Annotated in this window: 25 protein-coding genes; 16 read left to right on the forward strand and 9 right to left on the reverse strand. The window is 66.8% G+C overall.

All coding sequences use genetic code 11. From position 1 onward, the window contains the following. Positions 1-46: 46 nt before the first annotated feature. Positions 47-1,873, reverse strand: coding sequence for a translational GTPase TypA (gene typA, locus F790_RS0109630; protein ID WP_018869218.1), 1,827 nt, complete (start codon positions 1,871-1,873; stop codon positions 47-49). A 133-nt stretch (positions 1,874-2,006) separates the two neighbouring features. Here typA and F790_RS0109635 point away from each other — a divergent pair, with 133 nt between their 5' ends. Together F790_RS0109635 and F790_RS0109640 are read left to right on the forward strand one after the other, a co-directional pair. Continuing rightward, positions 2,007-2,237, forward strand: coding sequence for a type II toxin-antitoxin system Phd/YefM family antitoxin (locus F790_RS0109635; protein WP_018869217.1), 231 nt, complete (start codon positions 2,007-2,009; stop codon positions 2,235-2,237). After that, positions 2,237-2,623, forward strand: coding sequence for a type II toxin-antitoxin system VapC family toxin (locus tag F790_RS0109640; protein WP_019570243.1), 387 nt, complete (start codon positions 2,237-2,239; stop codon positions 2,621-2,623). The genes F790_RS0109635 and F790_RS0109640 overlap by 1 nt, the downstream gene beginning before the upstream one ends. Positions 2,624-2,636: 13 nt before the next feature. On the opposite strand, the gene F790_RS0109645 is transcribed toward F790_RS0109640, so the two are convergent. Continuing rightward, complete coding sequence (locus F790_RS0109645) at positions 2,637-2,906, reverse strand: YcgL domain-containing protein (RefSeq protein WP_019021675.1); 270 nt, start codon at positions 2,904-2,906, stop codon at positions 2,637-2,639. A 1-nt stretch (position 2,907) separates the two neighbouring features. Continuing rightward, positions 2,908-4,812: a biosynthetic arginine decarboxylase gene (speA, locus tag F790_RS0109650; protein WP_019591523.1), complete on the reverse strand. Its 1,905-nt coding sequence runs from the start codon at positions 4,810-4,812 to the stop codon at positions 2,908-2,910. Positions 4,813-5,205: 393 nt separating this feature from the next. Here speA and speE point away from each other — a divergent pair, with 393 nt between their 5' ends. From speE to urtE, 14 genes are all read left to right on the forward strand, one after another. Next, complete coding sequence (speE, locus tag F790_RS0109655; RefSeq protein WP_019591524.1) at positions 5,206-6,057, forward strand: polyamine aminopropyltransferase; 852 nt, start codon at positions 5,206-5,208, stop codon at positions 6,055-6,057. 340 nt (positions 6,058-6,397) lie between these two features. Continuing rightward, positions 6,398-6,997 (forward strand): HupE/UreJ family protein, encoded by a 600-nt coding sequence (locus F790_RS0109660; RefSeq protein WP_019591525.1) that lies wholly within the window; start codon positions 6,398-6,400, stop codon positions 6,995-6,997. A 10-nt stretch (positions 6,998-7,007) separates the two neighbouring features. Then, a complete protein-coding gene (locus F790_RS0109665) occupies positions 7,008-7,871 on the forward strand; it encodes an urease accessory protein UreD (RefSeq protein ID WP_019591526.1) in 864 nt (287 codons plus the stop codon). A gap of 14 nt (positions 7,872-7,885) precedes the next feature. After that, positions 7,886-8,188 (forward strand): urease subunit gamma, encoded by a 303-nt coding sequence (ureA, locus tag F790_RS0109670; RefSeq protein ID WP_018869210.1) that lies wholly within the window; start codon positions 7,886-7,888, stop codon positions 8,186-8,188. Between the two features lie 13 nt (positions 8,189-8,201). Beyond that, positions 8,202-8,522 (forward strand): urease subunit beta, encoded by a 321-nt coding sequence (locus F790_RS0109675; RefSeq protein ID WP_019591527.1) that lies wholly within the window; start codon positions 8,202-8,204, stop codon positions 8,520-8,522. Continuing rightward, positions 8,519-10,225 carry an urease subunit alpha gene (gene ureC, locus F790_RS0109680; RefSeq protein ID WP_019591528.1) on the forward strand — a complete coding sequence of 569 codons (1,707 nt, stop codon included), beginning with the start codon at positions 8,519-8,521 and terminating at the stop codon, positions 10,223-10,225. The genes F790_RS0109675 and ureC overlap by 4 nt, the downstream gene beginning before the upstream one ends. Positions 10,226-10,232: 7 nt before the next feature. After that, a complete protein-coding gene (ureE, locus tag F790_RS0109685; protein ID WP_019591529.1) occupies positions 10,233-10,697 on the forward strand; it encodes an urease accessory protein UreE in 465 nt (154 codons plus the stop codon). Next, positions 10,681-11,397: an urease accessory protein UreF gene (locus F790_RS0109690; RefSeq protein ID WP_019591530.1), complete on the forward strand. Its 717-nt coding sequence runs from the start codon at positions 10,681-10,683 to the stop codon at positions 11,395-11,397. The genes ureE and F790_RS0109690 overlap by 17 nt, the downstream gene beginning before the upstream one ends. Before the next feature lie 21 nt (positions 11,398-11,418). Then, positions 11,419-12,048: an urease accessory protein UreG gene (ureG, locus tag F790_RS0109695; protein ID WP_019591531.1), complete on the forward strand. Its 630-nt coding sequence runs from the start codon at positions 11,419-11,421 to the stop codon at positions 12,046-12,048. A 245-nt stretch (positions 12,049-12,293) separates the two neighbouring features. Further along, on the forward strand, positions 12,294-13,643 hold the full coding sequence (urtA, locus tag F790_RS0109700; protein WP_019591532.1) for an urea ABC transporter substrate-binding protein: 1,350 nt from the start codon (positions 12,294-12,296) through the stop codon (positions 13,641-13,643). A 93-nt stretch (positions 13,644-13,736) separates the two neighbouring features. Continuing rightward, positions 13,737-15,470: an urea ABC transporter permease subunit UrtB gene (gene urtB, locus F790_RS0109705; protein ID WP_019591533.1), complete on the forward strand. Its 1,734-nt coding sequence runs from the start codon at positions 13,737-13,739 to the stop codon at positions 15,468-15,470. A gap of 12 nt (positions 15,471-15,482) precedes the next feature. Next, on the forward strand, positions 15,483-16,574 hold the full coding sequence (gene urtC, locus F790_RS0109710; RefSeq protein ID WP_019591534.1) for an urea ABC transporter permease subunit UrtC: 1,092 nt from the start codon (positions 15,483-15,485) through the stop codon (positions 16,572-16,574). Then, positions 16,571-17,422, forward strand: coding sequence for an urea ABC transporter ATP-binding protein UrtD (urtD, locus tag F790_RS0109715; RefSeq protein WP_019591535.1), 852 nt, complete (start codon positions 16,571-16,573; stop codon positions 17,420-17,422). Before urtC ends, urtD begins: the two co-directional genes overlap by 4 nt. 71 nt (positions 17,423-17,493) lie before the next feature. Beyond that, a complete protein-coding gene (urtE, locus tag F790_RS0109720; RefSeq protein ID WP_019591536.1) occupies positions 17,494-18,183 on the forward strand; it encodes an urea ABC transporter ATP-binding subunit UrtE in 690 nt (229 codons plus the stop codon). Between the two features lie 20 nt (positions 18,184-18,203). On the opposite strand, the gene fetB is transcribed toward urtE, so the two are convergent. The 6 genes from fetB to F790_RS0109750 all read right to left on the reverse strand — a co-directional run bounded on the left by fetB (position 18,204) and on the right by F790_RS0109750 (position 23,311). After that, positions 18,204-19,010 (reverse strand): iron export ABC transporter permease subunit FetB, encoded by an 807-nt coding sequence (gene fetB / locus F790_RS0109725; protein WP_019589969.1) that lies wholly within the window; start codon positions 19,008-19,010, stop codon positions 18,204-18,206. Further along, complete coding sequence (locus tag F790_RS0109730; RefSeq protein WP_019591537.1) at positions 19,001-19,621, reverse strand: ATP-binding cassette domain-containing protein; 621 nt, start codon at positions 19,619-19,621, stop codon at positions 19,001-19,003. Before F790_RS0109730 ends, fetB begins: the two co-directional genes overlap by 10 nt. A gap of 177 nt (positions 19,622-19,798) precedes the next feature. Next, positions 19,799-20,980, reverse strand: a complete 1,182-nt coding sequence (locus tag F790_RS0109735; RefSeq protein ID WP_019591538.1) for an NAD(P)/FAD-dependent oxidoreductase — start codon at positions 20,978-20,980, stop codon at positions 19,799-19,801. Between the two features lies 1 nt (position 20,981). Continuing rightward, positions 20,982-21,380, reverse strand: a complete 399-nt coding sequence (locus F790_RS0109740; RefSeq protein WP_018946703.1) for a RidA family protein — start codon at positions 21,378-21,380, stop codon at positions 20,982-20,984. A 168-nt stretch (positions 21,381-21,548) separates the two neighbouring features. After that, complete coding sequence (locus F790_RS0109745) at positions 21,549-22,991, reverse strand: FAD/NAD(P)-binding protein (RefSeq protein WP_024329284.1); 1,443 nt, start codon at positions 22,989-22,991, stop codon at positions 21,549-21,551. Continuing rightward, positions 22,991-23,311 carry a 2Fe-2S iron-sulfur cluster-binding protein gene (locus F790_RS0109750; protein WP_024329285.1) on the reverse strand — a complete coding sequence of 107 codons (321 nt, stop codon included), beginning with the start codon at positions 23,309-23,311 and terminating at the stop codon, positions 22,991-22,993. Before F790_RS0109750 ends, F790_RS0109745 begins: the two co-directional genes overlap by 1 nt. Between the last annotated feature and the right edge of the window lie 3 nt (positions 23,312-23,314).

Here is a 23,314-nt window from a genome sequence, read left to right on the forward strand (position 1 = left end):
AGGGTAGCACTCCGCCCCGGTGCTGGCACCGGGGCGGGGACAGGCGTCAGGCGTTGGCGGCGGCGCGCGAGGCCTTTTTGCGCTCGTGCTCCAGCAGGAGCTTCTTGCGGATGCGGATGGCGCTCGGGGTGACCTCGACGAGTTCGTCGTCATCGATGAACTCGATCGCCTGCTCCAGCGTCATGCGCACCGGCGGGGTCAGCTGGATGTTCTCGTCGGTGCCGGCGGCGCGCACGTTGGTGAGCTGCTTGGCCTTGAGCGCATTGACGACCAGGTCGTTCTCACGCGCGTGCAGGCCGATGACCATGCCCTCGTAGACCTCCTCGCCGGGGCCGATGAACAGCTTGCCGCGGTCCTGCAGGTTGAACAGGGCGAAGCCGATCGCCTTGCCGGGACCGTTGGCGATCAACACGCCGTTCTGGCGCGAGGCCACCGAACCGGTCGTGGACAACGGCCCGTAGTGGTCGAACACGTGGTGCAGGATGCCGGTGCCGGAGGTCGCGGTCATGAACTCGGTCTGAAAGCCGATCAGCCCGCGCGAGGGAATGGTGTAGTCCAGGCGCACCCGGCCCTTGCCGTCCGGCATCATGTTGGTGAGTTCGCCGCGGCGTTCGCCCAGCTTCTCCATCACCGTGCCCTGGTGCTCTTCCTCGATGTCCACGGTCACGGTCTCGTAGGGCTCCTGCTTGACCCCGTCGACCTCGCGGATGACCACCTCGGGGCGCGAGACGCCCAGCTCGTAGCCCTCGCGGCGCATGTTCTCGATGAGGATGCCCAGGTGCAGCTCGCCACGGCCGGAGACGCGGAACTTGTCGGGGTCCTCGGTATCTTCCACCCGCAGGGCGACGTTGTGCTTGAGCTCCTCGTCCAGGCGCTCGCGAATCACGCGGGAGGTGACGTACTTGCCCTCCTTGCCGGCCAGCGGGGAGGTGTTCACCTGGAAGGTCATGCTCACCGTGGGCTCGTCCACGGTCAGGGCCGGCAGGGCCTCGACATTGCTCGGGTCGCACAGGGTGTCGGAGATGAACAGCTTGTCCATGCCGGTGAAGGTGATGATGTCGCCGGCGTTGGCCTCGCTGACATCCACCCGGTCCAGCCCGTGGAAGCCCATGATCTGCAGCATGCGGCCGTTGCGCACGCCGCCTTCGCGGTCGATCACCTTGACCTGGGTGTTCGGGGTGATGCGCCCGCGCTTCACCCGGCCGACGCCGATCAGGCCCTGGTAGGAGTTGTAGTCCAGCGAGGAGACCTGCATCTGGAACGGGCCGTCGGCGTCCACGTCCGGCGGCGACACGTGCTCGACGATGGTCTCCAGCAGGCAGGTCATGTCGCCGTCGGTCACGTCCGAGTCCATGCCGGCGAAGCCGTTGAGCGCCGAGGCGTAGACGATCGGGAAGTCCAGCTGCTCGTCGCTGGCGCCCAGGCGGTCGAACAGGTCGAAGACCTGATCCACGGCCCAGTCCGGACGCGCCCCCGGGCGATCGACCTTGTTGACCACCACGATCGGCTTGAAGCCCATCGCGAAGGCCTTCTGGGTCACGAAGCGGGTCTGCGGCATGGGGCCGTCCACCGCGTCCACCAGCAGCAGCACGGAGTCGACCATCGACAGCACGCGCTCGACCTCGCCGCCGAAGTCGGCGTGCCCGGGGGTGTCGACGATGTTGATGCGGTAGTCCTGCCACTTGATGGCGGTGTTCTTCGACAGGATGGTGATCCCGCGTTCCTGCTCCAGCGCGTTGGAATCCATGACCCGCTCGCCGTGGTCGCCACGTTCGTCGAGGGTGCCGGACTGGCGCAGGAGCTGGTCGACCAGCGTGGTCTTGCCATGGTCGACGTGGGCGATGATGGCGATGTTGCGAAGCTTCTCGGTCATGGAATACGAACTCTGGGTACTGGCAAAAGGGCCGTCACTATACAGATTTATGCAGAGCAGTGCTTGGCTAGCGTTGTCGCGACAGCGTCCCTCGCATAGACTAATCAGATGACCAGGTCGCACAGGTGCCTTGATGACCACCACCGTGAACGTGCATGAAGCGAAAACTCATTTATCGCGTCTGCTGAAAAGGGCACACGACGGCGAGGAGATCATCCTGTCGCGCGCCGGGCGCCCCTATGCACGGCTGGTCCCGCTGGAGGGCACACCGCAGAAACGGCAGCCCGGCAGGGTTAAGGGCCGTGTGGAGGAATCCTTCTTCGAGCCCCTGCCCGAGGAAGAACTTCGGGCATGGGAAGAGTGATGCGAGTCCTGCTGGATACGCACGCCCTCTTGTGGTGGATGACCGACGACCCGAAACTCTCCACCACTGCCAGAAATACCATCCAGGACGAAACACACACGGTGCTGGTGAGTGCGGCCAGCGCCTGGGAGATCGCGACCAAGTGCCGTCTGGGCAAGCTCGCGATCGGGGCGAGGGTGCTCCGCGACTTCGATGAGCTGATCACCGCCGACGGGTTCTCGCATCTGGCCGTGAATTACCGACAGGCCATCCATGCCGGGTCCTACCCCCAGGAACACCGGGACCCGTTCGACCGGGTCCTCGCAGCTCAGGCCGAACTGGAACAGGTCCCGCTGGTCACCGCGGACCCGGCCCTGCAGACATTCCCGATCCGCTGCCTCTGGTAAGCGTCCGCTCCGATCAGCCCGACACCCCGCCCTGCCACGGGTCGAGCTTGTCGTCCGGCGGCGGGACCTGCAGGTGGAAGCCCTGGTCCTGCAGGTTGGCGAGGACCTTCTGCGGGTCTTCCTGCGCCAGGGTGCGGTCGGGGGTCAGCTCGAACTCCAGCGCGAATTCGAGGCTGCCCAGGGCCTTCATCAGGGTGTCGGGCAGATCGGAGAAATCGTCCTTCTCCGGCAGATAGACATAGGTGTCGGCGCGCCGCGTGGCGCGATAGACGTAGCACTGCATTTCAGTCCTCCAGATAGGTGTAGCCGGTCAGGCCGTGTTCCAGTTCCGCCAGCAGCCGCCCGGCCGCCTCGCCGCGCAGGCCGGCGGCGTCGATGCGGGCGCGGAACGCGCGGCGCAGGTCGTCGGGGGCGAAATGCACGTAGGACAGCAGTTCGTCCACGGTGTCGCCGCGTTCGGGGTCGACCAGACGGTAGCCGCCGTCGGCGGTGAGCTCGACGTTCACCGTGTCGGTGTCGCCGAACAGGTTGTGCAGATCGCCCAGGATCTCCTGATAGGCCCCCACCAGGAAGATGCCCAGATAATACGGCTGCGCGGGCTCCCATTCGTGCAGGGCGAGCGTGGTGTGGGTGCCTTCGCGCTCCACGTAGTACTCCACGTGGCCGTCGGAGTCGCAGGTCAGGTCCTGCAGCACCGCCCGGCGCGTGGGCGCCTGATCCAGCCGGTGCAGCGGCATGATGGGGAAGATCTGGTCGATCGCCCAGGTGTCGGGGATGGACTGGAACACGGAGAAGTTGCAGAAGACCTTGTCCGCCAGCTTGTCGGTCAGTTCGGCATGGATCTCGGCCGGCAGGGCGTCCGGGTCCGCCAGCAGTCGCTGGCACAGGGCGAAGTACAGCGCCTCGGCGCGGGCGCGGTCGGCCAGCGACAGCATGCCGCGGGCGAACTGCGCCTGCACCTCGGCCAGATGCCAGGCGGCGTCGTGGAAGACCTCGGACGGCGGACGCGCGCTGTCCTCCAGCAGCGCCCGCAGGGTCGCGATCTCGGGCGGCTCGTCGGCGGCCGGCGGCGGCACGGGGCCGTCCCCGGGGGCCGGCTCGCAGTCGATCACGTTGGTGATCAGCACCGCGTGATGCGCGGTCAGCGCGCGGCCGGATTCGCTGAACACCTCGGGCATGGGCAGGTCGTGCTCGTGGCAGATACGGCTGAGCGGGCGCAGGATATTGAGGGCGTATTCCTCCACCGAGTAGTTGATGGAGCATTCGTTGCGCGAGCGCGAGCCCTCGTAGTCGATGCCCAGGCCGCCGCCCACGTCGACCACGCGGATACCGGCCCCGGCCTCGTGCAGCGCGGCGAAGTAACTGGCCGCCTCGCCCATGCCGTTCTGGATGTCGCGGATGTTGGCGATCTGCGACCCCATGTGGAAATGCAGCAGCTGCAGGCGATCGAGCCAGTCGAGCCCGCGCAGGCGCTCGAGGATTGCCAGCACGTCCGCCGCGGAAAGGCCGAACTTGGCCTTCTCGCCGCCGGTGTTCTGCCACTTGCCCTTGCCGATGGACGCCAGGCGCACACGCAGCCCCAGCAGCGGCGAAACGTCCATGGCTTCAGCCTGGCGGATCACCTCCTCGAGCTCGGAGGGCTTCTCGATCACGATGTACACCCGGTGGCCGAGCTGCCGCCCGATCAGGGCCAGTCGCACGTACTCGCGGTCCTTGTAGCCATTGCAGATGATGACCGAGCCCGGGCGCGACTGCGCCAGCACCGCGATCAGCTCCGGCTTGGAACCGGCCTCCAGCCCCACCTGCGGCCGGTGGCCTTCGGCATCCGCGTGATCGCCGGCGGCGAGGATGCGCTCGACCACCGAGCGCTGCTGGTTGACCTTGATCGGATAGATCGCGGTGAAGTCGCCCTGGTAATCCAGCTCCTCGGCCGCCCGCGCGAAGGCACGCGACAGGCGCCGCACGCGACCGTCGAGCACGTCCTGAAAGCGCACCAGCACCGGCGGGCCCACGTGCTCCTCGCGCAGGCGGCAGGCCAGCGCGTGCAGATCCACGCCGGGGTGTTCCGGCCAGTCCGGCCGGCGCATGCAGACATGCCCGGACGCATTGATCTCGAAGAAGTCCCCGTTCCAGTGATCGATGCCGTAGGTGGCGCGAGCCTCTTCCAGACTCCAGGGTTTGGCAGACATGGCGATTCCGGCTTTCGCAGTGGATATACCCCGTCATTGCGAGGGCGGTCTTCTGATTCTGTCATCCGGAGCGGCCTTCTGATCCCGTCATTGCGAGGAGCGGCCCTCTGGTCCCGTCATTGCGAGGAGCGAAGCGACGCGGCAATCGCCTTCCATGTCCCCCGGGACATCGAGGGGCTGGCCGGTCTCCGGCGCGCTGCCCGTCGTTCAGGAGATTGCTTCGTCGCCTTCGGCTCCTCGCAATGACCGGAATGGGAGGGCGCCTCCTCGCAATGACGGGATCAGAGGGCGGCTCCTCGCAATGACGGCAGACTCGGAGTTGCCCGCAGGATACAGGGCACTATCATGGCGGCGCATCCTACCGTTCACCCATGCACAAGGGGAGCCCGCCCGATGGCACTCGACGACCACTGGTTCAGCGAACCCGACAAGGACATCGCGATGTCCCTGCGCATCACGAAAAAGCTCCACGAGGAGCAGACGCCCTATCAGAAGATCGAGATCTTCGAGACCACGGGCTTCGGCAACCTGATGGTGATCGACGGCTTCGTGATGCTCACCGGCCGCGACAACTTCATCTACCACGAAATGATGTCGCATCCGGTCCTGTATTCGCACAACGCACCGAAGAACGTGGTGATCATCGGCGGCGGCGACTGCGGCACCCTGCGCGAGGTACTCAAGCACGACGAGGTGGAAAAGGCCACGCAGGTGGATATCGACGAACGCGTGACCCGCCTGTCCGAGCAGTACTTCCCCGAGCTGTGCGACGCCAACGACGACCCGCGCGCCGAACTCCTGTTCGACGACGGCATCCAGTACATCAAGGACGCGGAACCGGGCTCCATCGACGTGATCATCGTCGACTCCACCGACCCGGTCGGCCCGGCCGAAGGCCTGTTCTCCGCGGATTTCTACCGCGACTGCGTAAAGGCGCTGGGCTCCGATGGCCTGCTGGTGCAGCAGAGCGAATCCCCGCTGCTGCACACCGACAGCATCCTGCGGCCGATGCATGACAGCCTGCGCATGACCGGCTTCATCGACGCCCTCACCATGCATTTCCCGCAGCCCACCTACCCCTCCGGCTGGTGGACCTGCACCATCGCCTCCAAGGACGCCCCGGTCGCCTTCCTGCGCGAGGAAGCCGCCGAGGAGATCCCGTTCGTCACGCACTACTACAACGCGGCCATCCACCGCGCCGCCGGCGCCACCCCGGAATTCTTCCGCCGCAAGCTGTTCGCCTGATCCGGCCGCGCCGGTCCGCCACCCCGGCGCCGGGCCGGCGCGGGGTGGCGGCTTCAGCCGGGAGTAACGCCTCTGCATGCCTTCCGGCATCCGCCCGGCATCAGCAGACACCGCCTCGAAACCTCCCGCGCTCGCACACTCTCAGGGCAGCCTGATCCATCTTGATGCAACCCCGAGACGGGCTGCACCACGACGGAACATTCGCTGCGCGGATCGCCCCCCCGTAACCCGCCTCCACGCTCCACAATCCCTCCCGGGAAGCCATGGCATGGCTCCTGCTTGCACGGGTTACGGCCGGCGCATTCCTGCGCGCCGCACCGAGATTCCAGCGAGGAGAACCATGCTGCATCGACGCTGCATCGCATTCGTTGTTCTGTTTCTTGCGCCCGTGATGGCGCTGGCCCATCCCCACCACGGGCACCACGTCCACGAACAAGCGGGCTTCGCTGCGGGTTTTCTGCACCCGTTCACCGGCCTCGATCACCTGCTGGTCCTGCTCGGAATCGGGTTCTGGATGGCCCGCTCACAGCGAATCCCGGGCACTCTGATCTCCGGCACGGCGGTACTGGCCACTCTGGCTCTCGCCTTCGCCGTGGGGGTGGCGCAAGGACCACTGCCGACCGTCGAATTCGGCATCCTCGCCTCGCTGTTGCTGACCGGCGTGCTGGTCTTTCTCGGCACGCGTCTCCCGCTGGTGGTGACCGCCGCGATCGCGGCCGGCTTCGCCGCGCTGCACGGCTTCGCCCACGGTGCCGAAATGGCGGCCGACCTGTCCGCACTGAGATTCGCCGCCGGTTTCCTGCTGGCCAGCGCCCTGCTGCTGACCGCCGGCGCACTGGCCGCCTCCCGGATACGCGATACGGCTCTCGATCGCCCGGTGGGACAGGCAGCCGGAGGGGCCATGGTCGCCGCCAGCGTCTATCTGTTGCTGGTGGTCTAGCGGCGTGGACATGACCCCCGTGGAACTGGCTGGCGCTACAGAGACCGTCCCGGAGACCCGGGACGGATGGCTCGGGCGCCTGGAGCTGAGCTTCGCCTCGCGTGGCGGACGGACCCGGCTGGCCCGCCGCCGTCACGAGGGCCCGCTGCTGGTGCAGCGAAGCTTCTTCCCCGAAGGCGATGTCTGCCACTGCTACGTGATCCATCCCCCCGGGGGCGTCGCCGGCGGCGATCGCCTGCAGCTGGAAGCGGAGCTGGACGCCGGCAGCCGGGCGCTGCTGACCACCCCTGCCGCGGCCAAGTTCTACCGGACGCAGGCAGCCAGCGCCCGCCAGGAACAAAGCTTCACGGTGGGGCCCGACGCGAGCCTGGAGTTCCTGCCGACGGAAACCATCCTGCACGGTCGCTCCCGCGTGATGCTGCACAACCACTTCCGCCTGGGACCCGGCGCCCGCCTGTGCACCTGGGATGTCCTGTGCCTGGGACGCCCGGCGCATGGCGACCACTACGAGGGCGGAGTGTGCACCCAGGATCTGTGGATCGAGCGCGACGGCCGACCGCTGGTACATGACCGCCTTGATCTGGCCCACGGCGATCCGCTGCTGAGCCGCCCCTGGGGCCTCGACGGCTTCCCCGTGGTGGGCCAGCTGGTGGCCACCCCGGCCCCCGAGGGACTCGAACCGGCACTGCGCGAGCATCTCGGAACGCCCGACGCCCTGCGCCTGGGCATCTCGCTGATCGGGGATGTCCTGTTCCTGCGTTGTCTGGGCCATGGCGCGGAGACCGTGCGCGCGCTGCTGCAGCGGGCCTGGGCCTTCCTGCGCGAGCCGGTCATCGGGCAGCCCCCGTGCATACCCCGTATCTGGAACACCTGACCACCGGAAGATCCATGGAACTGACCCCACGCGAGAAAGACAAGCTGCTGCTGTTCACGGCCGCCCTGCTGGCGGAACGCCGCCAGGCGCGCGGGCTGAAGCTGAACTACCCGGAGGCCATGGCGCTGATTTCGGCGGCCATCCTCGAGGGGGCCCGCGACGGCCGTTCGGTCGCGGAGCTGATGAGCCTGGGCGGCGAGGTGCTGACCCGTGACGACGTACTCGAAGGCGTCCCGGAGATGATTCCGGAGGTACAGGTCGAGGCGACCTTCCCGGACGGGGTCAAGCTGGTCACCGTTCACGAACCCATCCGTTAAGAGGAAGCGCCCGATGATCCCCGGTGAACTCCTGCCCGCGGACGGCGACATCACCCTGAACGCCGGCCGCGACACCGTCACCCTGGAGGTGGCCAACAGCGGCGACCGGCCCGTCCAGGTCGGTTCTCACTATCACTTCTTCGAGACCAACAACGCCCTGCGCTTCGACCGCGAGCGCGCGCGAGGCTTCCGCCTGGACATACCGGCGGGAACGGCCGTGCGTTTTGAACCGGGCCAGACCCGCAGCGTGCAGCTGGTGGCCTACGCCGGGGAGCGCCGGGTGTTCGGATTCCAGGGCCGCATCGGTGGCCCGCTGGACGGAGATGCGCAATGAGCCAGACCATTCCCCGCCGCGCCTATGCCGAGATGTTCGGCCCCACCACCGGTGACCGCCTGCGCCTCGGCGACACCGCGCTGCTGATCCAGGTGGAGCGCGACTGGACCGTCTACGGCGACGAGGTCAAGTTCGGCGGCGGCAAGGTGATCCGCGACGGCATGGGCCAGAGTCAGCGGCACGACGAAGCCGTGGTGGACACCGTGATCACCAACGCGGTCATCCTCGACTACTGGGGCGTGGTCAAGGCCGATGTCGGCCTGAAGCAGGGCCGGATCCACGCGGTGGGCAAGGCCGGCAACCCGGATACCCAGCCGGGTGTCGACATCGTCATCGGTCCGGGAACCGAGGTCATCGCCGGCGAGGGCCGGATCCTGACCGCCGGTGGCATCGATGCCCATATCCACTTCATCTGTCCGCAGCAGATCGAAGAGGCCCTGACCTCCGGCATCACGACCATGGTGGGTGGCGGGACCGGCCCCGCCACCGGCACCAACGCCACGACCTGCACCCCCGGACCCTGGCACATCCAGCAGATGCTGAAGGCCGCCGAGGCATTCCCGATGAACCTGGGCTTTCTGGGCAAGGGGAACGCCAGCGAACCCGGCGCCCTGCACGCGCAGGTCAAGGCGGGGGCACTGGGCCTGAAGCTGCACGAGGACTGGGGCACCACCCCGGCCTCGATCGACTGCGCCCTGTCGGTCGCCGACGCGCACGACATCCAGATCTGCATCCATACCGACACCCTGAACGAATCCGGCTTTGTCGAGGACACCCTGGCGGCATTCAAGGGGCGCACCATCCACACCTATCACACCGAGGGCGCCGGCGGCGGCCATGCCCCGGACATCATCAGGGCCTGCGGCGAGGCCCACGTCCTGCCGTCCAGCACCAATCCCACGCGGCCGTTCACGGTGAACACCATCGACGAACACCTGGACATGCTGATGGTCTGCCACCACCTGGATCCGCACATCGCGGAGGACGTCGCGTTCGCCGAGAGCCGGATCCGGCGCGAGACCATCGCCGCGGAGGACATCCTGCACGACCTCGGTGCGTTCTCGGTGATCGCCTCGGACTCACAGGCGATGGGACGCGTGGGCGAGGTGATCCTGCGGACCTGGCAGACCGCCCACAAGATGAAGACCCAGCGCGGCTCGCTGGCCGGCGACCCGGCCGAGCACGACAACTTCCGCGCACGGCGCTATGTCGCCAAATACACCATCAATCCCGCTCTGGCGCATGGCATGGCCCACGAAGTGGGCTCCGTCGAGCCCGGCAAGCTGGCCGATCTGGTCCTGTGGGATCCGGCCTTTTTCGGCGTCAAGCCGGCGCTGATCATCAAGGGCGGGATGATCGCCTCGGCCCCGATGGGCGACCCCAACGGCTCCATCCCCACGCCACAGCCGGTGCATTACCGGCCGATGTTCGGCAGCTACGGCCCGGCCATGACCGGCACCTCCGTCAGCTTCGTCTCACAGGCCGCCCTGACCGCCGGGATCGGCGACCAGCTGGGTCTGGAGCGAAGGCTGGTCGCGATCCGCGGCTGCCGCGAGATCGGCAAGCAGGACATGCGGCTGAACGACTGGCTGCCGAAGATGGAAGTGGACCCGGAGACCTACGAGGTCCGTGCCGACGGCGAGCTTCTGACCTGCGAACCCGCTACCGAGCTGCCGCTGAGTCAGCGTTACTTCCTGTTCTGAGGTCCCCATGATTCACCTGATCGAACGCGCCGATAGCGCCCCGACCACCGTGACCGGAACCCTGCATCTGCCGGTCGAGACCCGGATGAAGAGCCGCTTCCGGGCCACCCTCGACACCGGCGACGAGGTCGGCGTATTCCTCGAGCGGGGCGGCATGCTGCGCGACGGGTCCGCCCTGCGCGCGGACAGCGGCGAGTGGGTCACAGTGCGTGCCGCGCCGGAACCCGTCAGCACCGTGTACTGCGAGGACCCGCTGCTGCTAGCACGCGCGACCTACCACCTCGGCAACCGCCACATTGCCCTGCAGATCGACCCGGGCCGGCTGCGTTACCTGCACGACCACGTGCTGGACGACATGCTGCGCGGCATCGGACTCGATCCGATCTTCGAGCACGCCCCGTTCGAGCCGGAGGCCGGCGCCTACGGGCACGGACACGCCCACGGCGGTCACGGCCATGGCCATTCGCACTGATCCGGGGCTGACTGACCCGGAACTGACTGACCCGGGCCTGGCACGGCGACGTCTCTGGCAACTGGTGAGCCCCACGCTGCCGGTCGGGACCTACAGCTATTCCGGCGGCATGGAATGGGCCATCGAAGCGGGCTGGCTCGCGGACGAGGACGCGGTGGCCGACTGGATGCAGGGCCAGATCCGCCACAGCCTGAGCCGGATCGACATCCCCCTGCTCGCACGCCTGCACCGGGCCTGGCTGGAGGACGACGACGAGGCCGTCGAACGGTTCAGTGCGTGGCTGGGCGCCAGTCGCGAGACCCGCGAACTGCGCGCCGAAGACCGTCACCTCGGGCAGGCGCTGGCGCGTCTGCTGTCCGAGCTCGATCTGAACGAGGCCGACCGGTGGCAGGGTCATCCCGAAGCCACCTGGGCCACGCTGTTCGCGCTGGCGCTGGCGCGCTGGTCCATCCCGGTCGAGGAAGGAGCCGAGGCGATTCTCTGGTCCTGGTGCGAGAACCAGGTCGCGGCCGCGATCAAGCTGGTCCCGCTGGGGCAGACCGCCGGTCAGCGCCTGCTCCACCGCCTGGCCTCGACCATCGGCGGGGCTGCACGGGAGGGGCTTGCGCGGGACGACGCGGCGATTGGCGGCACGGCCCCCGGTGTCGCCATCGCCAGCGCCCTGCACGAAACCCAGTATTCACGCCTGTTCCGCAGTTAGCGAAATTCCCGGGAGGCACCCATGTCACTGAATCCCCGAGTCCTGCGCGTCGGCATCGGCGGGCCGGTCGGCTCCGGCAAGACGGCCCTGCTCCAGGCCCTGTGTCAGCGCATGCGCGAGACGTACAGCATCGCCGTGGTCACCAACGACATCTACACCCGCGAGGATGCCGAGTTCCTGACCCGCCACGACGCGCTGGAGGCCGAACGCATCGTCGGGGTGGAAACCGGCGGATGCCCGCACACGGCGATCCGCGAGGATGCCTCGATGAACCTGTCGGCCCTGGCCGACCTCGGCATCCGTTTTCCCGGCCTCGAGGTGGTATTCGTCGAGAGCGGCGGCGACAACCTGTCCGCGACCTTCAGTCCGGAGCTGTCCGATCTGACGATCTACGTGATCGACGTCTGCGCGGGCGACAAGATCCCGCGCAAAGGGGGGCCCGGCGTGACCCGTTCCGACCTGCTGGTGATCAACAAGATCGATCTCGCCGAGGGGGTCGGTGCATCGCTGGAGGTCATGGACCGCGACAGTCGGCGCATGCGCGGCGAGCGCCCGTTTGTCTTCACGAACATGCGCACGGGCGAGGGCCTGGATGAAGTCGTCCGGTTCATCATCGAGCATGGGATGCTCCCCGCCAGGGAATCGGCCTGAGCAGCGACCGCCCGGCGGACGATGCACACCCGTGCGGCAACCTCCGCCCCATCACGAGACAGATGCACCATGTGCATGCAGTCCGCCCTCCCCTCCCGACCGGAGATGACTGCGGACACCGGGCGCAAGACCCCGTTTTCCGTTCATGGCACACAGCTTGCTGCCCCGGGAATGTCCGGCGCCGGTATTACGGAGTGCCGGGTTGTTCCCTGGAAACGATCCCTAGCGGAGAACGGAGACAGTCGATGCATCCAAACACGAGCCACCCCCCGCAAATTTCGCTCGCGCGCCGGGCCACCCGCACCGCCACCGGTGTCGCACTGGCCCTGGGCCTGGCAACCGGCGGAGGCATAACCGCACAGGCCGACGAAGATCCGATCAAGGTGGGCATCCTCCACTCGCTGTCGGGTACGATGGCCATCAGCGAGACGTCCCTCCGGGACGTGGCCCTGATGACCATCGAGGACATCAACGAAAACGGCGGCCTGCTGGGCCGCGAACTCGAACCGGTGGTGATGGACCCCGGCTCCGACTGGCCCACCTACGCCGAACACGCCCGTGAGATGATCGAGCGCGAGAACGTGGACGTCATCTTCGGCTCGTGGACATCAGTGTCCCGTGAAGCGGTCCTGCCGGTCCTCGAGGAACTCAACGGGCTGATGTTCTACCCGGTTCAGTACGAGGGCGAGGAGTCCTCGCGCAACATCTTTTACACCGGCGCCGCGCCGAACCAGCAGACCCTGCCCGGCGTGGAATATCTGATGAGCGACGAGGGCGGCGGCGCCGAGCGCTTCTTCCTGGTCGGCACTGACTACGTCTTCCCGCGGACCACCAACCGCATCGTGCGTGCCTATCTGAATGCCCACGGGATTTCGGACGACGCCATCGAGGAGGTCTACTTCCCGTTCGAACATGCCGATTTCCAGACCCTGGTCAGCGACATCGACAGCTTCTCCCAGGATGGCCCCACCGCGGTGATCAACACCATCAACGGCGACTCCAACGTCGCGTTCTATCAGGAGCTCGCGAACCAGGGGATCGACCCCATCGACGTTCCGGTACTGGCGACCTCGGTGGGCGAGGAAGAACTCCGCGGCATGGACACCGACCCCCTCGCGGGCCACCTCGCCGCCTGGAACTACTTCATGTCCATCGAGACCCCGGAGAACGAACGCTTCACCGAGCGGTGGATGGAATACGTGGAACAGGAAGGCCTGTCCGGTGGTTCCGACCGGGTGACCAATGATCCGATGGAGGCCACGCACATCGGCATGCGCATGTGGGCCCAGGCGGTCCTGCAGGCGGGGACCACGGATGTCGACGCCGTCCGCCAGGCGGTGTACGGGCAGTGCGTCGCTGCGCCGTCGGGATTCGAGGTGTGCATGGACGACGAGAATCACCATCTGCACAAGCCCGTGATCATTGGCGAAATCCAGCCGGATGGTCAGTTCTTCCCGGTCTGGGAAACCGATGACGTGGTCCGCGCCGAACCCTGGAGCGACTACGTCGAAGGTAACGAAGACCGTGTGGCGAACTGGCGCTATCCCTGGGTCTGCGGCGACTGCGAAGAACCCACCTACGACCTGCGCTTCTGAGTCCGGGTACGTCCGGCCGGCACCACACCGGTGCCGGCCTTCCCGATTGCCCCCCCGCGCATCCGTGGCGGGGCACCCTGAGGAGAGAGAATCATGCGACTCACCGCACGTGTCGCCAACGGCCTGCTGTGCGCGCTGCTCGTGACGCCCCTGCTGTCACCGGGCGCATCGGCGGCCATGGAAGAAGCCCGGGAACAGGCCGAGCAGCTCGAAGAAGAGCAGGAAGAACAACTGGAAGCCGAACTGGCCGAAGTCAGCGACGAAGGGCTTGCCGAAGATACCGCAGAACTCCTGAGGGCCATGGCCACTCAGGACATCCGGGCGCTGCAGGCCGCCATCGAGGACATCGCGGCCAGTCAGGACGCGGACACGCTGCCCGCCCTGCTGGCGCTGCGCGACCGTCGGCTGTTTTTCACCGATGACGAGACCCTGATCATCGAGGATGCCCGCGACGGGACATTCCGGGAGGCCATTACCGGTGAACCCCGGGAGGATCTGGACGCAGGCGATCTGAACGAACCACGTGCGACCAACCCCATCCGCCGGGTGCTGCGCCCGACCATCGGCGCGCTGCAGATCTTCGCGGACGACCCGGCCGCCCGCCTCGCCGCAGCCGAAGAACTGGCGGAACGCCCCCGTCCGGAGATGCGCGACGCCATCATCGCCGCCCTCGACGAGGAAACGGCCGCGGAAACGGAACGCCTTCTGAACATTGCCCTGGCCCAGCTGGACCTCGACAGCGAGGACGATGCCCGTCGGCTGGAAGCCGTCGAGATCGTGGCCGAGGTCCGGGCCAGCCGCCTGCGCAGCGACCTGCAGTCCCTGCTGGAACGCGACGACGACGGCCAACCCGTCGAGACGAACCCGGAGATCCGCGAAGCCGCCGCGGCCGGGGTTCGCGCAATCGAGCAGCGTGAACGCACGGCCCGCTTCGTGTCCGACCTCGTCTACGGACTTTCGATGGGCAGCGTGCTGCTGCTGGCCGCCATGGGTCTGGCGATCATCTTCGGGCTGATGGGCGTGATCAACATGGCCCACGGCGAACTGCTGATGGTCGGGGCCTACACGACCTTCATGACCCAGGCACTGTTCGCCCTTCTCATCCCGCAGTACTTCCATTACTACCTGATCGCGGCCGTCCCACTGGCCTTTCTGACGGCCGGTGCCGTGGGCATTGCCATGGAACGCGGCGTGATCCGTTTTCTTTACACCCGTCCGCTGGAGACGCTGCTGGCCACCTGGGGCATCAGCCTGGTCCTGATTCAGTCCGTCCGCATGATCTTCGGTGCACAGAACGTCAGCGTCGCCAGCCCGCCGTGGTTCTCCGGCAGCGTGCAGATCATGCAGGGGGTCAGTCTGTCGACCTCGCGCGTCGGGGTCATCGTGTTCGCGATCTTCGTCGTCGGGCTGGTCTGGGTGCTGATGAACCGGACGCGTCTGGGCCTCGAGGTCCGCGCGGTCATGCAGAACCGGGACATGGCCGCCTGTCTGGGCGTCCCGGCGCGCCGGGTCGACATGTGGACCTTCGGCATGGGCGCCGGCGTGGCCGGCCTGGGCGGGGTCGCGCTGTCCCAGATCGTGAACGTGGGCCCGGAGATGGGCCAGAACTACATCGTGGAGTCGTTCATGGTCGTCGTGCTGGGCGGCGTGGGCAGTCTGTTCGGTCCCGTGCTGAGCGCGCTGGGGATCGGCGTGACCACCAAATTCCTGGAACCGGCGGTCGGCGCCGTACTCGGCACCATCATCGTGTTCGCCGCCATCATCCTGTTCATTCAGTGGCGTCCTCAGGGGATCTTCGCCCTGAAGGGCCGCTCGGCCGACGATTAGGAGACCGTCTTCATGCATTCGTCCAGCGCAATCTCCCATCTCGGCCGGCTGCACGGCGGGACCGCCTGGGTCATCCTCGCGATCCTCGCGTTCCTGGCACTGGTGGTGGTCCCGGTGCTGTACTGGTTCGTGCCCCCCGATTCCCCGTTCCACATGCCGGGCTGGATGGTCACCCTCGCGGGTCGTTTCCTCGCCCTGGCCATGGTCGCCCTGGCCCTGGATCTGATCTGGGGCTACACCGGGATCCTGTCCCTGGGCCACGGGGTCTTCTTCGCCATGGGCGGCTACGTGATGGGCGCCCATCTCACGCGGGTCAGCTACGAGGACCGCCTGCCCAACTTCCTGCAGTGGCTGGATTACAGCGACTGGCCCTGGTACTGGGCGGGCTTCGATTCGTTCCTCTTTACCCTGCTGATGATCGCCCTGGTCCCCGGGGTGCTGGCGTTCGTGTTCGGCGTACTGGCGTTTCGTTCCCGGGTCCGGGGGGTGTATTTCGCCATCATTACGCAGGCGCTCACCTTCGGCGGGATGCACCTGTTCTTCCGCACCGAGACGGGGTTCGGCGGCGACACCGGACTGACGAACTTCACCTATCTGCTGGGGCTCGATCTCGGCACCCCGCAGGCCCGGCTGGTCCTGTTCTGGGTCTCGGCCCTGGCACTGATCCTGGCCTACCTGCTGTGCCGCTGGATCGTGACCTCCAAGCTCGGGCGGGTCCTCACGGCCGTGCGGGACGCCGAGAACCGCGTGCGCTTCACCGGTTACGATCCGCTGCGCTACAAGCTGTTCGTCTGGGTGGTCTCCGCGGTCCTGTGCGGGGTCGCCGGCGCGCTCTACGTCCCGCAGACCGGCGTCATCAACCCCTCGGAGATGGTGCCCTCCGCATCCATCGAGATGGCGATCTGGGTCGCGCTGGGGGGCCGCGGAACGCTGGTCGGGGCCATCCTCGGCGCCGGCGTGGTGAACGTGGTCAAGACCTGGGCCACCAGCGCGCACCCCGATCTCTGGCTGTTCATCCTCGGCGGCATCTTCATCTTCGTCACGCTGCTGATGCCACGCGGGGTGATCGGCCTGTTTTCCCGCCGCAAGGAGGGCAAGGCATGAACGGCGTGTCGCAAAGTCTCGAACGGTTCCGCGAGACGATGCGCCGGGACCGGGTGTTCGACCTCGTCAACAACCCCGCGGAGAACCCGGCGCTCGACGTCTCGCACGGCATGGCGCTGTACCTGGAGGGCATCACCAAGTCGTTCGACGGATTCCGCGCGCTGGATGACCTCACCCTGTACATCGGCGACGGCGAACTGCGCTGCATCATCGGCCCGAACGGGGCCGGCAAGACCACCCTGATGGACGTGATCACCGGCAAGACCCGTCCGGATGCGGGCACCGCGTGGTTCGGCAACCGGATCAATCTGCTCCGTCTGAAGGAACACGAGATCGCGGGCAAGGGGATCGGGCGCAAGTTCCAGAAGCCGACCGTCTTCGAAAACCATTCGGTGCACGAAAACCTGGAGCTGGCTCTGCACGCCGACCGCGGCCTGCTGACCAGCCTGACCTGGAAACTGAACGGCGAACAGCGGGATCAGCTGGACGAGACCCTGGAGCTGATCGGCCTGACGGAGCGGCGCGACGCCCCGGCCGGGTCGCTGTCGCACGGGCAGAAACAGTGGCTGGAAATCGGGTCGCTGCTGATGCAGAAGCCGCGCCTGCTGCTGGTGGACGAGCCGGTGGCCGGGATGACCGGCCAGGAGACCGAGGCGACCGCCGAACTGCTGACCAGCCTCGCCGGCCGCCATTCCGTGGTGGTGGTGGAACACGACATGGACTTCGTGCGGTCCATCGCCCGCCAGGTCACGGTCCTGCATCAGGGCAGCGTGCTCGCCGAGGGCCGCATGGACGAAGTTCAGGCCGATCCGCGCGTGCGCGAGGTCTACCTGGGCGAGGAGGACTGAGTCGTGGCACCGATCCATACCGGGACCATCCGCACGCCCGCGTCTCGAACATTCCACGGGAGGACCTGAACGTGCTTCGGATCGAAGGCCTCAACCAGTATTACGGCGGCAGCCACATCCTGCGCGACATCGACCTGGACATCTTTGAAGGCAGGACCAACTGCCTGATGGGCCGCAACGGGATGGGCAAGAGCACGCTCCTGAAATGCGTGATGGGCCTGCTGCCGATCGCGAGCGGGAAGATCCTGTTTCAGGGCGAGGACATCAGCCGCCGCAAGCCCCACGAACGCGGGCGGCTGGGTCTGGGCTACGTGCCCCAGGGCCGGGAGATCTTCCCGCGCCTGACGGTGGAGGAAAACCTGCAGGTCGCCCTCGCCAGCAAACGCTCCCGCGACATCCCGGAACGAGTGTATGAACTCTTCCCGGTGCTCAAGGACATGGCACGCCGCCGCGGTGGCGACCTGTCGGGCGGGCAGCAACAGCAGCTGGCGATCGGCCGTGCCCTGGTGCTGAACCCCTCCATCCTGCTGCTGGACGAACCGATCGAGGGCATCCAGCCGAACATCGTGCGCGAGATCAGCGACGTCATCCGGCTGCTCAACACCGAGATGGGCCTGACGATCCTCCTGGTCGAACAGAAGCTGCCGTTTGCCAGGGCCACCGCCGACCGCTTCGACATCATCAACAACGGCCAGATCGTGGCCGGCGGCGAGATGGGCGAACTGAGCGATGACCTGGTCCGGGAGCACCTGACCGTCTGACGCGTTCCGTTCGTTCGTCTTCAGGTGTGGCGTCCGGGCTTCAGACGGTCCAGGCGCAGACGCTGGCGGTGGTCGAACAGGCGGCTGGATGCGAACCACACCGCGCCGATGGCGCCGAAGCCGGTGCCGGCGGCGATCAGGAACATGATCAGGATCTGGTACTTGACCGCCTCCACCGGCGGCGCGCCGGCGAGGATCTGTCCGGTCATCATGCCCGGCAGGCTGACGATGCCCGCGGCGGCCATCGCGTTGATGGTGGGCATCAGTCCGGAACGCGCCGCCTCGCGGCGCATGGTGGTGACGGCCTCGCTCCACGACGCCCCCAGCGCCAGCCGGCCCTCGATGGTGCGCCGCTCGCGCCAGACGTTCTGCGTGAGCCGGTCCAGGCCCAGGGCGATGCCGGTCATGGTGTTGCCCAGCAGCATCCCCAGCAGCGGGATCGCGTACTGCGGCTCCCACCACGGGCTGGGGCCGACCATGGTCGTCAGTGCCAGCACCGTAATCGCGAACGAGGACACGAACATGGTGGCCGCGCCGATCCCGTAGCCCCAGATCCCGGCAAAACGTCGCTGCTGGCGGGCCATCACCTCGTAACCGGCCACCGCCAGCATCACCACCGCCATCAGCGCGACCCATCCCAGGTGGGCATGGTCGAACAGGGTCTGCAGCACCAGGCCCACCAGCAACAGCTGGATTACGGTGCGCACGGCGGCGATCAGCAGGGTACGGCCCACGCCCATGCGGGCCCACATGGTCACGCCGGCGAGCAGCACCACCAGTACCGCCGCCAGCGCGAGGTCGAACGGGCTGAGCCGGATCAGGTCCATGATGTGCCCTCCGGCCGGCCGTCACTCAGCGTCAGGATGCGTCCGCCCAGACGGTCGCGCTGCTGGGTGTCGTGGGTGACCCACAGGGCCGCGGCTTCGCGTTCGGCCATCCAGGCCCGTACCAGCCGCTCGAAGCGGCGGGTGTTCTCCAGGTCGAGGTTGGCGGTGGGTTCGTCCAGCAGCAGCACGCGCGGCCCGGTCAGCAGGGCCCGCAGCAGCCCCAGTCGCTGCTTCTCGCCACTGGACAGCCGCTCCACCTCCCAGTCCAGGGCGCCGTGTTCCAGCCCCAGATGCTCGAGGAAGGACTCGGCATCCTCGCGCGCCCAGTCCGCGGGCAGATGCTCGTCCACGCGATCGCCCCACCAGGCGGTCTCCGCCGGGACATAGGCCACCTGCCGGCGCCACTGCGGCGGCGTCAGCGCATCGCGCGCCTGCCCGTCCAGCCACACCTCGCCGGTGTTCGGATCCAGATCGGCGATCGCCCGCAGCAGCAGCGACTTCCCCGCACCGGAGGCGCCGGTGATCTGCACCAGCTCACCGGGCTGCAGCCTGAGGGACAGCGGCCCCAGACGTTCGGTTTGGAGGTGACTCACCTCGAGAAGGCAATCCATCAATGATCGGGCCCCGCTATCACGAGGAACGAATGGTAACCTGCCCGGCAAGCCTTGCATGCATTCCGGTCGGCACCGGCGCCGGCGACCCAGGGCAGGCCAGTCCGGTTCGACCGGACTCGCGAGACGCGCTCCCCGGCGGGACTGAAACCCTTCCACTCGTTACGAGCGGGTCTCTCACCCCCCGGGGACTGGCGCGCCCTTGCGGATAGCGGCCTTGCCCCGAACAAATGCCGATGGATGGTTCACCGCCTCAACCACCTGCACACGGCCCTCCCCGTCGGTGTGATACACCGCAAACACCTCCTCGTCCATGTTCCCCGCGATCTCCGTCGTCCAGTCACCGCCCGGCAGGCCGGCCACCTGAACCTTGTATTCGTACTGATGGGTCCAGAAATTGAAGACGTCGCGTCCGGGATCCGGCCGTCCTGTCAGATGCGCCGCCAGGCGACGGGCCTGCCCCACCGCGCCACTGACCGATTCAAGCCGCAGGCCCTCGTCCTGACCGGACTCATGGATCACCGAGCAGTCACCGATCGCATGGATGCCCGGCACCCCGGTGAACCCGAATTCGTCGACTCGAATCCCCCTGTCGCAAGCCAGCCCGCATTCCACCCCGAGCTCGTCACGCGGTGCAGCCCCGACCCCCAGCACGACCAGGTCCGCCTCATGCACCATCCCGTCCGCCGTGGTGACGCCCCGACAACGGGAATCCCCTTCGATCTTCTCCACCCTGGCCCGGAGATTCACCTCCACACCCTTTCCTTCATGGATCCTTCGCATGAAAGCGCCGATCGTCGGACTGACCGACCGCGACATCACCTCTGCCCCCGCCTCAAGAACCGCGACCTCCAGGCCCATGCGCCTTGCACTGGCCGCCACCTCGAGGCCGACGTACCCGCCGCCGACAAGAAGCACTCTGCTGCTCCTCCCGAACGCCTCGCGAAGACTGATCGCATCTTCCAGCGAGCGCAGCGTGCACACCCCCGGAAGATCCGCCCCTTCAATCGGAGGAACGACCGGCGCAGCGCCGGTAGCGATGACGAGTTTCTCGAACCGGACGCTCGACCCGTCATCCAGCAGTACCTCACGGGCTTGCGGGTCGACCCGCACCACCTTTCTTCCGAGCAGCAGCTGAATGCCCCGCTCCTCGTAGAATCTTTCCGGACGAAGAGCAATCTCCTCCGGCTGCTGGGCGCCATCCAGAACGCCCTTGGAGAGTGGCGGCCTGTGATAGGGAGCCCGGTCCTCCTCGGAGATGATGGAGACCCTCTCCTCGTATCCGTTCTGAACCAGATGGGCCGCAAGTTCCGCAGCCGCGTGCCCACCGCCCACGATCACCACACCGCCACTCTTCATCTTATTTTCCTCGGTACAGGACCATGTCGATCTCCACGAGGGCGTCGCGCCCGAGCGCGGCCACACCAACGGTCGTCCTGGCAGGAAGCGTGTCCCGCTCGAAATATTGGGTATAAACGGTATTCATCCCGGCAAAATCTTCGTGGAACCGGGTCAGGAACATCCGCACATAGACTGCATCGGTGAACTTGTAGCCGGCCTGATCGAGAATCTCCTGGATATTCTTAAAAACCAGCTCGGTCTGAGCGACGATGCCCTCCGGAAGAGGAGCGCCGTCATTGTACGGGTCGATCGGCAACTGGCCGGTCACATAAAGCCATCCATCCGCCTCGACCGCATGGTGATAGGGAGCGACCGGCGCCGGGGCCGATTCGACATTGTGATAACTGATGCTGCTCATGGTTTCTCCTTTATCAAACATTAGCGATTTGCATTTTTAATCACCCTCCGTGGCGGGCCTCTCAAGGACACGCCTCATGCCGCCGGGAACGGCGGCAACCACGCGACAGCGCCCAGGGCGCCTGCCCGGCTCCATGCCGGGCGCCCCTCACTCCATATGGAGAGAATCTCAGAGCATCGCTCGCTCTTCGTCCGGTGATGTCTGCGCTTCAGGCAAGGGGTCCCTTTTAATCACACGGGACAGCGCGGCGGTCTGCGCCGCAATCTCGGGAACGCCCATGACCTCGCCGAACACCGAACGCGTCAGGGGGCCGGCGGCATAAAGCCCGGGCACCACTTCATGGTCCGAATCCAGCACCCGACATTGCTGATCAACCTGGACGCCCAGGCCCAGCGAATCGGCCGCGATCATTTCCTTTTGCAGCAGTCCCGAGAACAGGGGGTCACGTGACCGCCGGATATCACTCACGGGGCCGATGCAGTTAACCAGCGAGTCCGCGGAAAACGTTCTGGCTTCTTCCGAGCCCCTCGGCCTGATCCCCACGCGGAACCGGTCTTCACTTGCATCCAACCGAACGCCGACGATGGATCCTGCCGTCACGGTGAGCTGACCGCTGGAGCGTGCATCCGCCAGAACCTGCAGGACCTGCGGGGACAGGCGGTAACGGTGCGTATCCCAGTACGGGCGCAGATGACGGAGGACCGAGCGACGCTCCCGCATCGACCACTGCGGCCAGATCGTCGGCAGCGCCGCACGCACGCCTTCGATCACCGGTTGCCACTCCATTCCCCGGCTCTCCGCATCCCCGAGCATGGAGCGGATGATCCGCAGGAACTTCGCGGGGCCGGGCGTCTCGCCCCCCGGGCATGGATCGATCGGGACGGGTTCGTACGAGCAACCGTGCGGGCGGGGCAGCAGGCCACGCCGGGATACGGCCCGGATGGGACCCACGTGGCCTCGGTCCAGCAGGCCCACCACCGTGTCTGCCATGGTCAGGCCCGTACCAAAAATCAGCACCTCGTCGCGCGTTCCGATACGCCCGAGCGCTTCGCGTTTCCACGGGTCGTCCACCCGACGGGGATGATCAAGGACCGCCTCGTCTGCGGCCCAGGGAAACTGCGGCGACCCGTGGCTGTTGCAGAGGACCAGCCGCCGGGCTACGAGCGATTGACCGTTCGCTGCCTCAACCCGAAAACCACCGGAGACCCGTTCCACGACCCTCGCGGCAGAAGGGACCGTCTCCACAGGCAAGGGGTGTGCGGCGAGCCGCTCCTCCACATATCGTCCGAAATCGCCCCGCGCGGGATACAAATGCCCGTCCGCGCCTCTGGCATCCGGATCGAATTCGTCGACGCCCGCCTCGTGCAAGCACCACTGCAGGAAATCGTCAGGCGCATCCGCAAAGACGGTCATCTTTTCGGCCGGCACGTTAATGCGGTGCAACGGGTCTGCGGTGTCATAGGCGAGCCCGTAGCCCAGCCGCCCCCGTGGTTCGAAGAAAGCGATCGAGAGATCCGCTTTCTCGCGAGCCAGGTGGAGGGCGAGCGACGTCCCGGTAAATCCGCCGCCCACGACGGCAAGGTCAAAGACGCGGCCCATCGCCGGTTCCATCAGAACTGCTCTTCGGGCAGAAACACCCGAAGCCCTTCATGGTCCGGTTCGATGTTCACCTGGCAGGAGAGGCGGCTGTTGTCCCGCCGGTCTTCACGTGCAGAGAGGAGTTCATCCTCCATGGGGTTGGGCGGACCGATCCGCTCGGACCAGTCATCATCCACATAGACATGGCACGTAGCACAGGCGCAATCCCCGCCACAATCGGCCAGTATCCCCGGCACGCCATTCCCCACGGCGGATGCCATCAACGAGGATCCGACCTCGGCTTCCACTTCGTGGGTCTGGCCGTCACTTTCGACAAAAATCACATTTGGCATCTT

The organism is Thioalkalivibrio sp. ALE20 (assembly GCF_000381405.1).
In the GTDB taxonomy this organism is placed as follows: domain Bacteria; phylum Pseudomonadota; class Gammaproteobacteria; order Ectothiorhodospirales; family Ectothiorhodospiraceae; genus Thioalkalivibrio.

What these genes read in the sequence shown, in the direction of transcription:
- typA (WP_018869218.1), bottom strand. Translation starts at nt 1,873, where the DNA reads ATGACCGAGAAGCTTCGCAACATCGCCATCATCGCCCACGTCGACCAT.
- F790_RS0109635 (WP_018869217.1), top strand. Translation starts at nt 2,007, where the DNA reads ATGACCACCACCGTGAACGTGCATGAAGCGAAAACTCATTTATCGCGT.
- F790_RS0109640 (WP_019570243.1), top strand. Translation starts at nt 2,237, where the DNA reads ATGCGAGTCCTGCTGGATACGCACGCCCTCTTGTGGTGGATGACCGAC.
- F790_RS0109645 (WP_019021675.1), bottom strand. Translation starts at nt 2,906, where the DNA reads ATGCAGTGCTACGTCTATCGCGCCACGCGGCGCGCCGACACCTATGTC.
- speA (WP_019591523.1), bottom strand. Translation starts at nt 4,812, where the DNA reads ATGTCTGCCAAACCCTGGAGTCTGGAAGAGGCTCGCGCCACCTACGGC.
- speE (WP_019591524.1), top strand. Translation starts at nt 5,206, where the DNA reads ATGGCACTCGACGACCACTGGTTCAGCGAACCCGACAAGGACATCGCG.
- F790_RS0109660 (WP_019591525.1), top strand. Translation starts at nt 6,398, where the DNA reads ATGCTGCATCGACGCTGCATCGCATTCGTTGTTCTGTTTCTTGCGCCC.
- F790_RS0109665 (WP_019591526.1), top strand. Translation starts at nt 7,008, where the DNA reads ATGACCCCCGTGGAACTGGCTGGCGCTACAGAGACCGTCCCGGAGACC.
- ureA (WP_018869210.1), top strand. Translation starts at nt 7,886, where the DNA reads ATGGAACTGACCCCACGCGAGAAAGACAAGCTGCTGCTGTTCACGGCC.
- F790_RS0109675 (WP_019591527.1), top strand. Translation starts at nt 8,202, where the DNA reads ATGATCCCCGGTGAACTCCTGCCCGCGGACGGCGACATCACCCTGAAC.
- ureC (WP_019591528.1), top strand. Translation starts at nt 8,519, where the DNA reads ATGAGCCAGACCATTCCCCGCCGCGCCTATGCCGAGATGTTCGGCCCC.
- ureE (WP_019591529.1), top strand. Translation starts at nt 10,233, where the DNA reads ATGATTCACCTGATCGAACGCGCCGATAGCGCCCCGACCACCGTGACC.
- F790_RS0109690 (WP_019591530.1), top strand. Translation starts at nt 10,681, where the DNA reads ATGGCCATTCGCACTGATCCGGGGCTGACTGACCCGGAACTGACTGAC.
- ureG (WP_019591531.1), top strand. Translation starts at nt 11,419, where the DNA reads ATGTCACTGAATCCCCGAGTCCTGCGCGTCGGCATCGGCGGGCCGGTC.
- urtA (WP_019591532.1), top strand. Translation starts at nt 12,294, where the DNA reads ATGCATCCAAACACGAGCCACCCCCCGCAAATTTCGCTCGCGCGCCGG.
- urtB (WP_019591533.1), top strand. Translation starts at nt 13,737, where the DNA reads ATGCGACTCACCGCACGTGTCGCCAACGGCCTGCTGTGCGCGCTGCTC.
- urtC (WP_019591534.1), top strand. Translation starts at nt 15,483, where the DNA reads ATGCATTCGTCCAGCGCAATCTCCCATCTCGGCCGGCTGCACGGCGGG.
- urtD (WP_019591535.1), top strand. Translation starts at nt 16,571, where the DNA reads ATGAACGGCGTGTCGCAAAGTCTCGAACGGTTCCGCGAGACGATGCGC.
- fetB (WP_019589969.1), bottom strand. Translation starts at nt 19,010, where the DNA reads ATGGACCTGATCCGGCTCAGCCCGTTCGACCTCGCGCTGGCGGCGGTA.
- F790_RS0109730 (WP_019591537.1), bottom strand. Translation starts at nt 19,621, where the DNA reads ATGGATTGCCTTCTCGAGGTGAGTCACCTCCAAACCGAACGTCTGGGG.
- F790_RS0109735 (WP_019591538.1), bottom strand. Translation starts at nt 20,980, where the DNA reads ATGAAGAGTGGCGGTGTGGTGATCGTGGGCGGTGGGCACGCGGCTGCG.
- F790_RS0109740 (WP_018946703.1), bottom strand. Translation starts at nt 21,380, where the DNA reads ATGAGCAGCATCAGTTATCACAATGTCGAATCGGCCCCGGCGCCGGTC.
- F790_RS0109745 (WP_024329284.1), bottom strand. Translation starts at nt 22,991, where the DNA reads ATGGAACCGGCGATGGGCCGCGTCTTTGACCTTGCCGTCGTGGGCGGC.
- F790_RS0109750 (WP_024329285.1), bottom strand. Translation starts at nt 23,311, where the DNA reads ATGCCAAATGTGATTTTTGTCGAAAGTGACGGCCAGACCCACGAAGTG.